11 protein-coding genes are annotated in these 13846 nt (G+C 70.2%); 5 read left to right on the top strand and 6 right to left on the bottom strand.

Translation table 11 applies throughout. The features are described 5' to 3' along the window. The first annotated feature begins 141 nt into the window (after positions 1-141). Positions 142-714: a hypothetical protein gene (locus WMF22_RS07730; RefSeq protein WP_438035351.1), complete on the top strand. Its 573-nt coding sequence runs from the start codon at positions 142-144 to the stop codon at positions 712-714. A 10-nt stretch (positions 715-724) separates the two neighbouring features. Here WMF22_RS07730 and WMF22_RS07725 read toward each other — a convergent pair whose 3' ends face one another. Continuing rightward, complete coding sequence (locus tag WMF22_RS07725) at positions 725-1468, bottom strand: SDR family oxidoreductase (protein ID WP_437298465.1); 744 nt, start codon at positions 1466-1468, stop codon at positions 725-727. A 73-nt stretch (positions 1469-1541) separates the two neighbouring features. Here WMF22_RS07725 and WMF22_RS07720 point away from each other — a divergent pair, with 73 nt between their 5' ends. From WMF22_RS07720 to WMF22_RS07705, 4 genes are all read left to right on the top strand, one after another. Continuing rightward, the gene (locus WMF22_RS07720; protein ID WP_438035350.1) at positions 1542-2441 is read left to right on the top strand and encodes an AraC family transcriptional regulator; all 900 of its coding nucleotides are present in this window, start codon (positions 1542-1544) and stop codon (positions 2439-2441) included. 212 nt (positions 2442-2653) lie between these two features. Next, positions 2654-4084 carry a serine/threonine-protein kinase gene (locus WMF22_RS07715; RefSeq protein WP_438035349.1) on the top strand — a complete coding sequence of 477 codons (1431 nt, stop codon included), beginning with the start codon at positions 2654-2656 and terminating at the stop codon, positions 4082-4084. 89 nt (positions 4085-4173) lie between these two features. Further along, positions 4174-5193, top strand: coding sequence for a hypothetical protein (locus WMF22_RS07710; RefSeq protein WP_438035348.1), 1020 nt, complete (start codon positions 4174-4176; stop codon positions 5191-5193). 10 nt (positions 5194-5203) lie between these two features. After that, positions 5204-6535: a hypothetical protein gene (locus WMF22_RS07705; protein WP_438035347.1), complete on the top strand. Its 1332-nt coding sequence runs from the start codon at positions 5204-5206 to the stop codon at positions 6533-6535. A gap of 94 nt (positions 6536-6629) precedes the next feature. Here the strand turns inward: WMF22_RS07705 and WMF22_RS07700 are convergent, their stop codons facing one another. The 5 genes from WMF22_RS07700 to WMF22_RS07680 form a co-directional block, all read right to left on the bottom strand. Continuing rightward, a complete protein-coding gene (locus WMF22_RS07700) occupies positions 6630-7838 on the bottom strand; it encodes a PAS domain S-box protein (RefSeq protein WP_438035346.1) in 1209 nt (402 codons plus the stop codon). A gap of 227 nt (positions 7839-8065) precedes the next feature. After that, positions 8066-9172 (bottom strand): substrate-binding domain-containing protein, encoded by a 1107-nt coding sequence (locus WMF22_RS07695; protein ID WP_438035345.1) that lies wholly within the window; start codon positions 9170-9172, stop codon positions 8066-8068. A 124-nt stretch (positions 9173-9296) separates the two neighbouring features. Beyond that, complete coding sequence (locus WMF22_RS07690) at positions 9297-10574, bottom strand: PAS domain-containing protein (protein WP_437298458.1); 1278 nt, start codon at positions 10572-10574, stop codon at positions 9297-9299. A 509-nt stretch (positions 10575-11083) separates the two neighbouring features. Then, the gene (locus WMF22_RS07685) at positions 11084-11419 is read right to left on the bottom strand and encodes a hypothetical protein (protein WP_438035344.1); all 336 of its coding nucleotides are present in this window, start codon (positions 11417-11419) and stop codon (positions 11084-11086) included. Continuing rightward, on the bottom strand, positions 11416-13845 hold the full coding sequence (locus WMF22_RS07680) for a TonB-dependent receptor plug domain-containing protein (protein ID WP_438035343.1): 2430 nt from the start codon (positions 13843-13845) through the stop codon (positions 11416-11418). The genes WMF22_RS07685 and WMF22_RS07680 overlap by 4 nt, the downstream gene beginning before the upstream one ends. Position 13846: the final 1 nt, after the last annotated feature.

Genomic DNA, 13846 nt, shown 5'->3' with positions numbered 1-13846 from the left:
CCGCCAGCAAACCGAGCGCGCCGTTCGTCCATGGCCGCTCCAAAAAAGAAGTCTGATTAGCGGGTGAGCTGGACCGACAGTAGAGTTCGGCGCATGTGGACATTTCACATCTCAGCACGTCCGCTCCGCCGCACGAGCCGCGTGCAGGCGACATCGGTGCCGCTGTGCCTCGTCGTCGCGCTGGCGGGCTGTTCGCCCAAGGCCCGCAGCTTCCAGGGCTCCGGCGGCGGGGGCGCCGGCGGCGACGGGGATCAAGGGGTAGGGGCCGGTGACCCCGGCGCTGGCTGGGACGGAGAGGCCCCTGCGTGCGCGGCCGAGACGCAGGCGACCGACTGCGACGATGACAATCCATGCACCGCGGACGCGTGCACCAGAGGCGCGTGCGTCAACGTCCCGCTCGACGGCGTGCCGGCCCTGCCGTCCGGGCAGATCGCGGGCGATTGTCAGATCCTCACCTGCGCTGCGGGGCAGCCGTATCCTGCGCCGGACGACGCTGACGCCGACGACGACGGCGACCCATGCACGAGCGACGGGTGTCGGCGAGGGGTCGCCACGCACGTCGTGGCCGCAGGCTCGCCGTGCGGCCAAGGCCGCGTCTGCGACGCAGCGGGCGCTTGCAAGCTGGCGCCCGGCCGGCGGTGTCATGGACACGAGAGCTGCGCGAGCGGCGTCTGCCGCGGGAACGGCCGCTGCGGCGAGTTCCCGGAGGAATGAACTGCCTCGCTCATCTGGCCGCAGCCAGCGCCACCGCGTCGGGGCCGGCCGGGAAGCGGAGCTGCCCTGACGCGTCGTTCGCCGCGCGCCACACCCCTTCGGCCACGTCGGACTCGCTCGTCACCAGCGCCGGCTGCCCGAAGGAGGCGAAGATGCGCTGCGCGAGAGGCGCGTAGGCGTCGGGGATCAGGCCTTCCATGCGGGGTCCCCCGTTGCTCGTGAAGCGCGTCGTCGGGCCGTAGCCCGGCTCGACGAGCTTCACGCGCACGCCGAAGGCCTCGAGCTCGAACGCGAGCGACGCGGTGAACCCCTCGATGGCCATCTTGCTCGCGGTGTACACGGCGACCAGCGGCATCGGCGCGAGCGTCGCGCTCGACGTCACGTTCACCACCACGCCCGATCGCCGCGCGCGGAGCTGGGGCAGCACGGCCTGCGTCATCGCCATCACGCCAAAGGTGTTGGTCTCGAACACCTCGCGCACCGTGGTCATCGGCGTGGCCTCGAAGGCGCCCAGGAGCCCGATGCCGGCGTTGTTGACGAGGACGTCGATGGGCCCGCTCGCCTCGAGCGCAGCCGCGATGCTCTCGGGCTTCGTCACGTCGAGCGCGATGACGCGCAGCCGGTCCGACCGAGGCAGCACGTCCTCGCGCGGCGTTCTCATGGTGGCGACGACGTTCCAGCCCTGCGCGTGGAAGTGGCGCGCGGTTTCGAGTCCATATCCAGAGGAGCAACCCGTGATGAGCACAGTGTTCATGAAGGGAAGATAGCGACGGCGCGCTGGACTATCTACCATTGGTAGTCCACGTTTCGTTTGCTAGAGTCCAGACATGAACGACCCGCTCTCGGAGGTCATCGCGCTGCTCCAGCCGCGCGCCGTGTTCTCGAAGCGCATCAGCGGCGCCGGCCGCTGGGGGGTCCGCTACTCGGACTTCGGCCAGCCGAGCTTCTGCGCCGTGCTGGAGGGCAGCTGTCGTCTCGCCGTCGACGGCGCGCGCGCCCTGACGCTCGAGGCGGGCGACTTCGTGCTGCTGCCGGCGACGCCGGGGTTCACCCTGTCGGGCTTCGAGCCGGTGAGGCCGGAGCGCATCGACCCGAAGGTGACGCCCGCGCCGACGGGCGAGGTCCGCCACGGCACGCGCGGTGGACGCCCGGACGTGCGGCTGCTCGGCGGCTACTTCCTCTTCGACTCGCCCGACGCGGCGCTGTTCGTGTCGCTGCTGCCAGCGGTGCTGCACGTGCGCGGCGTCGAGCGCCTCTCGGTGCTCGTACGGCTCGTCGGCGACGAATCCAGCGCGCAGCGATCGGGGCGCGACCTCGTGCTCACGCGGCTCGTGGAGGTGCTGCTCATCGAGGCGCTGCGGTCGACCTCGGCGGACGACGCGCCTCCGGGGCTCCTGCGCGGGCTGGCCGATCCGCTGCTCGCGCCGGCGATACGGCAGATGCACGCCCAGCTCGCGCGCTCGTGGACGGTCGCCCAGCTCGCCAGGACCGCGGCCCTCTCACGCTCGGCTTTCTTCGAGCGCTTCACCCGCACCGTGGGCCTGCCGCCCATGGAATACCTGCTCGCCTGGCGCATGGCCGTCGCGAGGGATCTGCTCCGCCGCCACGATCTCGGGATCGCCGAGGTCGCGGAGCGCGTCGGCTACGGCTCGGCGAGCACCTTCAGCACCGCGTTCAGCCGGCACGTGGGCCAGCCTCCGGGTCGCTACGCGCGCGGGGTAGCATGAAGATGTCCAATCAACGGCTGCACAGGCGGCCATGACGGGCCTCCCGCACGCGACGTGGGCGGTTCAGGAGGCGGCGCGATGCGCGCGCTTGCCCTCATCGTGTTCGGCCTGAGCGGGTGGTTTACTACGACGCTCTCGTGATCTCGCCGGCCCGCGCGAGCCCATCAAGCGACGCTTGACCTCCCGAAGCCGCTGAGACCTCATGGCAAGCCATGATCGAAGCCCCGGTCCGGCCCGGCGACGTCGTGGCGGGCAAGTACCGCGTGGAGCGTCTGCTCGGCGCGGGGGCGGTGGGGGTCGTCGTCGCGGCGGTCCACGTCGAGCTCGGCCAGCGCGTCGCCGTCAAGTTCATGCGCTCGGCCCAGCACGCCACCGCCGACGCGCGCGCGCGCTTCTTGCGCGAGGCGCGCGCGGCGGTGCGGCTGCGCAGCCAGCACGTCGCCCGCGTGTTCGACGTCGGCGCCCTCGAGAGCGGCGCGCCGTACATCGTCATGGAATTCCTCGAAGGGCGTGATCTCGCCGCGTTGCTCAAGGAGAGTGGGTGTCTCTCGCTCGACGACGCCGTGGAGTACGTTCTTCAGACGTGTGAAGCCGTCGGCGAGGCGCACGCCGCCGGGATTGTGCACCGCGACCTGAAGCCGGCGAACCTCTTCGTCACGCAGGACGTCAGCGGCGCGCCGTGCATCAAGGTCCTCGACTTCGGGATCTCGAAGATCAGCGGCGCGGAGCTCGCCCTCACAGACGACGACCAGCAGCTTGGCACCCCCTACTACATGTCGCCCGAGCAGATGAGCTCGCCGAAGGATGTCGACCCGCGCAGCGACGTCTGGGCGCTCGGCGTCCTCTTGTACGAGCTCATCGCCGGGCAGACGCCATTTCACGCGGAGACCATGGCGGAGTTCTATTGGCGCATGCTCGCGGCCAAGCCCACGCCGCTCCACGAGCGCCGGAGCGACGTGCCGCCGGAGATCGACGCCGTGATCCAGCGTTGTTTGATGCACGATCGCGAGCAGCGCTGGAGCGACGTCGCAGCGTTCGCAGGCGCCCTCGCGCCTCACGCGCCCGCGCGAGCGCCGAGCTATCCGGAGCGGGTCTCGCGGGTGCTCTCCATGTCGCGGTCGTCTTCGCCGGGAGCCAGAGACACGCCGGAGCCGCGCCGCGTGGAGGCCTCCTCGCCGCCGGCCAGCGCCGGCGCAGCGAGGTCGATCGCGCCGCGCCCGCCGGATGCCATGGCGGAAGCAGCGCCCGCCGCGCCCTGGCCCTACAGAGCCTTATCGCCCTTCGTTGTGCTCATGTCGAAGCCGCGCAATCGGGCTCCCCTTCTCCTCGGCGGTGCGTTCTTCGCGGGCGCTGCGGTGGCGGTGATCGCCTGGGGGGGGGCAGGATGGGGGGGGACAGGAGCGGGCGCGCTCCCCGGCACCGACAGACCGGCCCGCTGCCTCCTTCGGCGCGCCGAACGCGGCCCCATCCGCGCCTGTTGCCCCCCAGGCTCCCCCCTCCGCGCCCGCCTCTCCTGCCGCGAGCGCGGAAGCGCAGGCGGAGCCCACCTCGCCTTCGCCGGCGGCGACGGCCACGCGGAAGGCGACGAAGCCCGCCCCGCGGGCGAAGCCCCCAGCCAAGGACGTTCTTGCCCCGAAGCCTGAGCCGGCGTTCTCGTACGACGAGCGTCGCTAACCCTGGGACAACGGCGAGGGGTGCCCATATACTGGGATCGGTGCGTGGCCCAGGACCGATGCGTGTGAAGCGCGGTATCATCGCTGCGAGCGCGCTGATTCTATCGTTATCGCTCGCGCCGCGCGCGCTCGCGGATCCGACCGCCGAGGACCGGGCGGCCGCCGATGTGCTCTTCCGCGAGGGGCGCGCGCTCGTCAAGCAGGGCAGCTACGCTCTGGGGTGCTCGAAGCTCGTCGCCAGCCAGAAGCTGGACCCGATGGCCGGGACGCTGCTCGCCCTGGCGGATTGCTATGAGCTCAATGGCGAGACGGCGAGCGCCTGGGCGACCTTCAACGACGCCGAAGCGACGGCGCGCAGAGCGGGCGATGGGCGGCGCTCGAAGGAAGCGGGGCGGCGGGCGGGCCTCCTCGAGCCGCGGCTCTCGAGGCTCGTCATCGAGGTGGCGCCGGAGGCCCGGGTCGAGGGGCTCGAGGTGCGGCGCAACGCGAAGCCGCTCGATGCGGCGATGTTCGGCTCGGCGATCCCGGTCGATCCGGGCGAGCATGCCATCGCGGCGGTGGCGCCTGGCAAAAAGGCATGGAGCACGAAGGTGGTCGTCGAGCCGAAGCCAGGGCAGAGGACGGTGCGCGTCCCTCTGCTCGAGGACGCGCCCGCGCCAGGGCCGGAAGCGCCCGCGCCTGCGGTCACGAGCGCGGCGCCCGCGGCGAGCTCGTGGAGCGCGCAGCGGACCGCTGGGCTCGTGCTGGGCGGGGTGAGCTTGGCGGGGATCGCGGTAGGCGCTGTGTTCGGTGTCGAGACGCTCTCGAAGATGAGCGAAGCGCGTAACCAGCATGGGTGTACCGACGACGACCCTCCTCGATGTGGCGCCGAGGGGGTCAAGCTCCATCAGGACGCCAACACGACCGCGAACATTTCCAACGTGGCGTTCGCGGCGGGAGGCGCGGCGCTCGTCACAGGCCTCGTCGTGTTCCTGACCGCGCCGTCGAGCGAGGCCGTGCCGTCGACGGCGCTGGAGGTGCGCCTGGGGCCTCCGGCCCGGTTGGGAGCAGCGGGGCTGTCGTTGCGAGGTAGCTTTTGAGATGGGCCAGATGCGACCATGGGGGCTCGTCGTCGTCGGGGGCGCATTGCTCGTCGCCGGCTGCCAGATCATCGCGGGCGTGCGCGCCGACGCGGAGCTGAACCAAGGAGGCGACGGCGGCGAAGCGTGCAGCGTCTCTTCCGGGTGCCCGAGCGGCGTCTGTCAGGACGGCGTCTGCAAGCCGGCCGAGGCGAAGTGCGCGCTCGACCTCGAGCCGTTCGACATCCTCACGTCCGAGGCCCTCGGCGGCCATGAGGTCGACACCTCCTCGCTCGTGCTGGCAAGCGGACCTGATCGCGTATTTGTCTCGGTCATCGACAAGACTGCCAGCCGGCTCGTGATCGGGACGGTGCACGAGATCGGGGAGCCAGCCGGGTCGAAGACGGAGTTCCCGTTCACCGACGGCGCGGCTTTCGTCACCGGCCACGAATCCGGAGGGCAAGTGATCCTTCAGGGCAGGGTGGGGTACGAGATCGGGCAGCTCGTCTTCCCCACGACCGCCGACGGCGTCTCGTCCGAGGGGACGTTCCAGCGGTTTCCCGCGCTCGCACCGGAGTGCTCGAGCCCCAACGTGGCCGCGTCGATGGCGTTCGTCCAGGCGGGCGATAACACCCTTTACGCCGCGACCTGCGCGGCGCCGGGCGGCTCGACGCGAGCGCTCGTCGTGGGTGGATCGGCCGAGCCTGCGCCGACCCTGGTGGCCCAGGGCCCACGTACCGATGCCTCGCTCAACGTTCACTACTACACCGTCACGAACGGCCAGCACCTCCTCTTGTTGGATGACAAGGCGACCGGAGAAGCGTTCTTCCGAACGGGCGCCTCTCGCGCCGATCTCGGCGTGGCGCACCAGATCCAGTTCAGCCCGTCTCCTGACGAGGTGGAGTCATTCTTTGGGGCGTTCCCGCTGCCCGAGGGCGACGGCGTCACGCTGTTGATCGTGCACCTCGTCCCTCCGCCGAGGCTCGCCCTCTCGGCGGAGGTAGGCGTCGTGAAGGACTTCCTGTCGCTCGGACAGGTTCCCCCGCCCGGCTTTGTCCCTGTCTTCAAGCTCCAGAACGTGAACCAGTACAACCCCCCGGGCCCCGTCGCGAGCGACGGCGAAAACGTGTATCTGACGTTGGTGCCGCCCCCTGGAAAGAGCGTGAGCCTGGGCTGGTTCACGCGAACAGGTGAGAACGTGCTCCCCAACCAGCCTATCTTCTCCCTTCCGGACGGCAGCAGCGCGCAGATCCTCGGCTCGACCGTCGCGCAGCTCGGCGTGAAGCTGCTCGTCGCCTGGATCGAGCAACGCGACGGTGCCTACTCCGTGCGCGGTCAGCGGCTCATCTGCACGCTGCAATGACGCGCCGACCGGCGCGGCCCGCTCGAGCGACCTGTTGGTCGGCAGGCGCCCGCGCTGCGGGGCGAGGCGCCTGGTGGCGAGGGGCGCCGTGCTGTCACGTTCGCTTCAGCGCGTACGCGATGCCGCCCCGCAGCGTCCCCGCCGTGACCAGGCCCCGCAGGTCGACGTCGAGCTCGATGAGCGTCCGCGCGATCGCCGGCTGGATGCCGGTGAGCACCACCTGCGCGCCGAGCAGCCCGACCGCGCGCGCGGACTGCACGAGCATCTCCGCCACCTGGACGTCCACCGCCTTGACACCGGTGATATCGATGATCGCGATGCGGGCCGAGTGCCTCTCCACCCCCTCCAGCAGCGTCTCGATGATCCGGCTCGCCCGCGCGCCGTCGAAGAACCCGATGAGCGGCATCACGAGCACCCCTTCGGCGATCGGCAACAGCGGCGTCACCAGCTCACGTATCGTGTCCTGCTGCGCCGCGATCAGCTCGTCCCGCGCAGCCTCCCGCTCGCGCTCCGCCGCCTTGACACGCGTGATGTCGACAGAGATGCCGGCGACCGCGCCCTCCGGGATGCCCTCACCCCAGACAGGGAACTTGATCGAGTAGAACGTCTTCTCGCCTCGGGCGTCAGGGACGGGATCCTCGGCCTCGAACGGGGCGCCATTCCTGCGCACCAGGTCATCGACGTCTTTGTAAATGGACGCAACTTCCGATGGAAAGAAGTCGCTGTCGGTCTTTCCGAGCATGCTGCCCGGGGTCGCCCCGACGAGCGCCTCCACCGAGCGGCTCACCAGGAGAAAGGCGCCTTCCCCGTCCTTTGCATACATGAGGACCGGCGCGTGATCACAGAACGTCGCGAGCAGCGCCTCGCTCCTGTGGAGTCGCTGCTCGCGGCGCTTTCGCTCTGTCACGTCCTCGGCCGACAGGAAGATCTCGCGCGGGGAGCCATCCTCGCTTCGCGCGAAGACCTCCGCGCGCACGGCGAAGATGCGCTCGTCTCCCTCGCGGCCTCGCGCCCGGAGCTCGCCCGCGATCACCTCGCCGTCCCGCGCCCCCTTCAGCCGCTCGGCGCTCGCGGCGAGGCCGGCCATGTCGTCCGGGTGGATCCGATCCGAGAGCGCCTCGACGCCGCGTGTCGACAGCTCTTCGTCCGTACAGCCGAGCGAGCGGGCGAGGGCGGCGTTGTGCGCGATGAGCCGCCGCTCGTCGAGGCCCACGACACACAGGATCGTCGGCGCCGCGTCGAGCATCCTCCGGGCTCGCGCGCTGAGCGCGTCCTGCTGCTCCTTGGCCCAGGTCTCCTTCATCGCGGCAGGCCTCTCCTCATGGCGGCTCCTTCCAGGCCCGAGCGACGGACGCGCGGGCCAGAGCTCGACCCATGATAGCCACGACGCGCGCGCGGCGAAATCGAAGACGCGGCGTCGCCTCCCTGTCGCGGCCGCCTGACGCGGCGCCGCAACCTGGCCTACCCGCGCAGGCGACGATCGCGGCGCGCGTCACGCAATGCAGCCTACCGCGCTGAGCAGCGGCGGGCTCAGGGGAGCAAGCTGCACTTCGACAGGGGCGTCCGGTAGTCCATCGCCCGGGTGTTGCGCTCGAACTCCTCCAGGTTGTTCGGACAGACGACGTACCAGCCAGCGTCGGTGAAGGCGCTCACTTGCCGGTCGGTGGTGGCCAGATCGTACGCGAGCATGACGGTATCGTAGCCCCAGCCGAACAGCTTCTGGCCGAGGAGCACGTCCACGTACCCTGCGCGCATGCGATCCATGTACTCCGGCAGCGTGTCGAAGGCCACCGAGTGGATGGTCTTCTCCTTCGCTCTCGCGGTGAGCGTCTTCGCGTTCGCCGCGAGGTCGGGCTCGCCGAGGAGCTTGCTGTAGGAGAAGAAGAAGCCCGAGATCTCCGGGTCCTTGTTCAGGGCCTCCTCCGCGGTCTCCGCGCAGAAAGGGATCGCGTAGTCGCAGCACACGCAAGGGAGGTTCACGACGTTCTTCATGTCCGGGTACTTCTTCAGCGCCTCGGAGAAGCCGGCGAGCCGGTCGATGAAGGTCCCCGCGGGCGTGGGGGTGTAACCTCCGTCACTGTCTTCATCCATCATCGTCTGGTAGGCGATCTTGCCGGTCTTCCCGTTGATGGTCGCGAGCGCATCCATGAGGAACGCGGCGGCGGCCTTGTTGTCCATGCCGTAGTACGTGTGGCGCTTGCTGGCCGGAGCGTCGCCGCCGTACGTGACGACCTTGATGCCGGCGTCCACCGCCTTGTTGATGAGGTCGTTCTCGCATTCCCCGCTGAAGACATCGACGGAGATCGCATCCACCTTCATGTCGATGACCTCTTGCAGCACGTCCATCTGCGGCCGGGCGAGGTAACAGGCGTCGTCGGGGTCCAGCGGCCTGCCGTCGTCCGTGAGCTCCGGACATTCAGGGTCCAGGATCATCACGTTGACCGGCCGCGCGCTCGTCGTCGACAGCTCGCTCTGCGCCTGCGCGGCGCCCGCGCGACCCAGATCGTGGAACCGATTGCACTTGCTGTGGGTGATGTAAGCGATGGTCAGCGGCGCTTCCGCCGTGCTCTCGCTCGAGCTGCAGGCGAGCACGCTGGTCGCCAGAAGGATGCCCCCCAAAACGGCGCGATGGACCATGAATCCCCTCCTCTTCTCGATATTGCTCGACCCGTTTCACCGTCCCCTGACGGCTCAGCACGGCTGTGCGCGCGCCGACATCCGGGACCACGCTGCGATGGCGCGCGCTCGGCGCGCCCCGCCCTCATTCACGGCGCACGTGGCGCTCCTGTCCACCGCGCGCTTGCCCGACCGGGTACGCATACGCGATGCCGCTCCGCAGCGTCCCCGCCGTGACCAGGCCCCGCAGGTCGACGTCGAGCTCGATGAGCGTCCGCGCGATCGCCGGCTGGATGCCGGTGAGCACCACCTGCGCGCCGAGCAGCCCGACCGCGCGCGCGGACTGCACGAGCATCTCCGCCACCTGGACGTCCACCGCCTTGACCCCGGTGATATCGATGATCGCGATGCGGGCCGAGTGCCTCTCCACCCCCTCCAGCAGCGTCTCGATGATCCGGCTCGCCCGCGCGCCGTCGAAGAACCCGATGAGCGGCATCACCAGCACCCCCTCGGCGATCGGCAACAGCGGCGTCACCAGCTCACGTATCGTGTCCTGCTGCGCCGCGAGCAGCTCGTCCCGCGCCGCCTCCCGCTCGCGCTCCGCCGCCTTGACCCGCGTGATGTCGACAGAGAACCCGGCGACCGCGCCCTCCGGGACGCCCTCGCCGCGGAGGGGGAACTTGATCGTGTACAGGGTCCGATCGCCCTGGGCCTGCGGGACGATCTCCTCGGCCTCGAACGGAGCGCCGTTCCTGCGCACCAGGTCGTCGACGTCTTTGTAAATAGAAGCAACCTCCGGCGGACAGAAGTCGCCATCGGTCTTTCCGAGCATGCTGCCCGGGGTCGCCCCGACGAGATCCTCCATCGAGCGGCTCGCCAGGAGGAAGGCGCCGTCACGGTCCTTCGCGTACATGAAGACAGGGGCGCGGTCGCAGAGCGCCGCGAGCAGCGCGTCTCTCCTGCGGCCGCCCTGCTCGCGGCGCCTTCGCGCTGTCACGTCCTCGGCGAAGACGAGGATTTCGCGCACGGCGCCGTCGTCCCCTCGCGTGAAGACCTCCGCGCGCACGGCGAAGAGTCGCTCCTCTTGCCCTCCCTCGATGGTCCGCGCCCGCAGCTCGCCTTCGACGACCCCGCCGTCGCGCGCCGCGGCGAGCTCGGCCGCGCGCGCGGCGAGGCCGGCGAGATCGTCGGGGTGAATGCGCGCCGAGAGCGCCTCGACGCCCCGCGAGAGGAGCTCTTCTCCCGTGCAGCCGAGCGCCCGGACGAGCGCGGCGTTGTGCCCGGTGAGCCGCGGTCCCGCGAGGTCCAGGACACACACGATCACCGGCAAGGCGTCGAGTATCCGCTGGGCTCGCGAGATCGTCGCGCCCTGCGTCCGGCTGGCCTCGGTCTCGTTCATCGCGGGCGTCACAGGAACTTCCATCGAGCGCTTTCTGCCCGGTCAGGGCAAGCGGCCGCACTTCGGAGGCGTCCGATCGTCCTGAATGCCATCAGACAGATCTCGATAGCGCACGATCCCCCTCCATGATGGCGCTACAACGGCCTAGAGCGACAAACGGGGTTGAAGCCGCATGCAGAACGGCAAGGAGTTGAACCGCCAAGACGCCAGAAGACGCCAAGAAAAACATAAAATCTTGGCGTCTCTTGGCGTCTCTTGGCGTCCCTTGACGCCTTGGCGGTTCACTTCTCTGGTTCCAGCCTGATCGGCGCTCCAGCTCGACTTCATTATTACGACTAAGTGAAACAAAATCGACTGTCAATGCTTTTTCCGTCCTCGTTCATCACGATGCCGACCGTGGCAGTTCCAGCAGGACAGCATGCCAGTCACCGGTAGGGTACCGTCGGAGATGACTCCACGGTGGACCATTCGGCCCCTCATCTGGCGGACAGGCTGACGCAATCGAGCGTCATGGAGCGAGAGAGCGCCCGCGATCACAGCCCTACGCCGCCCGCGCCGCCCGCGCCGCCTGAGCCGCCCGCGCCGCCCGAGCCGCCCGAGCCGCCTGCGCCGCCTCCGCCATCGGCGCTCGCGCCCGCGCCGCCTACGGCATCGGCGCTCGCGCCGCCTCCGCCAGCCCCGACGGCCGCGGCGGCCCCGCTCGCCCGAGAAGAGCTGGCAGAGACGCCCGTGTCGAAGCAGTTCGGGTTGTCGTCCTCGACGAAGCAGCCCACCTCGATGGGGTGGCCGACCTCGACGCAGCCCCCCGAAAGGAGGCCTGTCGTGGCCGACAAGCGGAGGAGGAGCGCGGGAAAACGTGTGCTCTTCACGGTGAAGCTCCGTGGCTCGCGCGCCCGACGGTCGCGATGGAGGAGGGCCTGGCCGCCGCGGCCGGGCTGCCCGCGGCGGCGTCGTCGTCGAGGTGGAGCTCGATCCCGGCGAAGAGCGTGAGGCGGTTCTTCAACGCGAAATCCGCGGTGGGGCCGCTCTCGACGAGGTAACGCGGCTGCCCCTGGCTCGGCCCGACGACGTAGGGCTCATGGGCGGAGAACGCGTACTGCCCGCCGAGCGTGTACCCGGCGCCCTTCACCCCGGGTATCGCGCCCGTCACCGCCGCGCGGAGCTCGACCTGCGGCGGCACCTCGGGGCGAGGGGCGATGTTCGACGGATCGCCGCCATAGTACGCCTGGTCGGCGATCCGCCGGCCCATGTAGGCGGCCGCCAGGGACACGGCGCCAGCGCCGACCTCGTACGATACGCGGGCGTTGCCGTACACCTGCGGCGCGACCGTGATGGGGACGTCGTCGCCGGTGCCGAACCGCGCGTTCCGGGCGATCTGCTCGGCGGACATGCGGCGTCGCGTCGCGGCGAACGTGGAGTTCACGCCGACGCGCAGCCTCCGCTCGAGGAAGCTCGTCTCGAAGCCGAGGTTCGCGCCGTAGTTCTCGATGCCTGGCACGTTGTTGTACCTCGAGACGCTGGGCGCCTTCGCCCGGAGGAGCTGGAGCTCGATGACGTCCTTCCAGTCCGAGTAGAAGCCGCCGGCCGTGAAGGAGTACGCGCCGCTCCGGAACGACGAGACCGCCTCCAGGGAGGAGACCTTCTCCGGCTTGAGGCCGTCCGGGTTCGGCAGGAGCCTGCCGCTCACGGTGTAGAGCTCGACGAAGCTGGGGGCGCGGAACGCGCTCGAATAGATGAGCTTGAGCGACACGCGCTCGTCCGGCGTGAGGATCAGCGCGGCGCGCGGCGAGATCGCGTTCGCCACGTACTCGAGCGGGATACGCGAGTCGAGGTCGACCCGGATCCCGGCGTTGAGCGAGAGGGGCCGGAACAGGCGGAGCGTCTGCTGCACATAGGCCCCGAGCGCGGCCTCGTCCTCGAGACGGTGTCCGCCGCCGTGCCAGCGCGTGCGCTCCGGGTCGGAGCCATAACTCTTCCCCGTGAGCTCGTCGAACGCGACGAACTCGTAGGCCGACGTGCGGAGGCGCCCATCGAGGCCCGCCATGGTCGTGGAGGCGCCGTCGCCTGCCCAGTCGTACCGCGCCTGGAGCTCCAGCCCGACCCAGCGGGAGACGAACAGCGCGTCCTTCCGGCAGGGACCGGACGGGCCGCGCGGGCACTGCTCCGGATCGAGCACGTCGAGCGGGACGTTCGGCACGAGCGGGTCATGGCCCACCACGTGGCGCGAGCGCTCGATCCGGCTGAACCCGAAGTACCCGCGCGCCACGCCCTCGATCCGCTCGCTCAGGCGGGCGCGATAACGCACGCTGGTCAGGACGAGCGACTGCGTGTTGTCGTTGCGGGCGTCGTCATAGGCCCCGACGCGGTTCTCGTGGAGATCCATGAAGGGCGCGGCCCACGACGAGCGCGTCGCCTGCGCGACGGCGCTCAGGTCGCCGACGTCGAGGCGCACGAAGGCGCCTGCCTTGCGGCGAAACCACTGCTCTTCCACCGGGCCACCCCAGAAGCCGGGCTCGGCGTGCGAGCCGAGATCCATGACGGACACGCCGTCCGCCAGGACCGGGAGCGGTTGCTTCGGGAAGCTCACCTCGGGCCCCTCGAAGCGGTGCACGTCGACCGCCGCCACAACGCCCGCGGGCTGCCCGCGCAGCGTGAAGCGGCGCCCGAACCCGAGCGCCGCCGTGCCCTCGCCCCCGATGCCCTCGACGGTAGGCGCCCGGATGGCGCCCGATTCGTCGAGCGGCGGCGACGCCCCGAGGGTCAGGGAGGCGCGGATGCCCTGGTGATCGGCGGCCTTCTTCGTGACGACGTTGATGACCCCCAGCATGGCCTGCGCGCCGTAGAGCACGGAGCCAGGGCCGAGGACCACCTCGATATGGTCGACGATCTCGATCGGGACATCGTGCAGGAAGACGGCGCCGCCGCCCTGCTCGTTCACGACCATGCCGTCGAGCACGATCAGCACGTGGCTGTTCGAGTCCCGGGTCAGGGCGACCCCGCGCGCGCCGACCTCCGGGACCGACATGCGGTCGTTCGCGAAGACGCCGCTCGCGAGGAAGGTGAGCGCGTCGGCGAGGCGCCGTATGCCGAAGAGCTTGAGCTGCGCGCCCGTGATCACCGACGACATGGCGGGCGCGTCGCTCTCGCGCTCCGCGGAGCGCGAGGCGCCGGACACGACGTTCTCTTCGAGGATCTCGAGCAGCGAGCTGACGTCCTCGGCCCGCGCCTCGCGCGGGGCGGCGGTCGACCACGCGAGCGACGCGGCGCAGATCAGTGCGAGACGGGTCGAGCTCACG

It is taken from the genome of Sorangium sp. So ce204 (assembly GCF_051526795.1).
GTDB classification, from domain to species: Bacteria; Myxococcota_A; Polyangia; order Polyangiales; family Polyangiaceae; genus Sorangium; species Sorangium cellulosum_B.
This window is presented reverse-complemented; position numbering and strand designations above follow the sequence as displayed.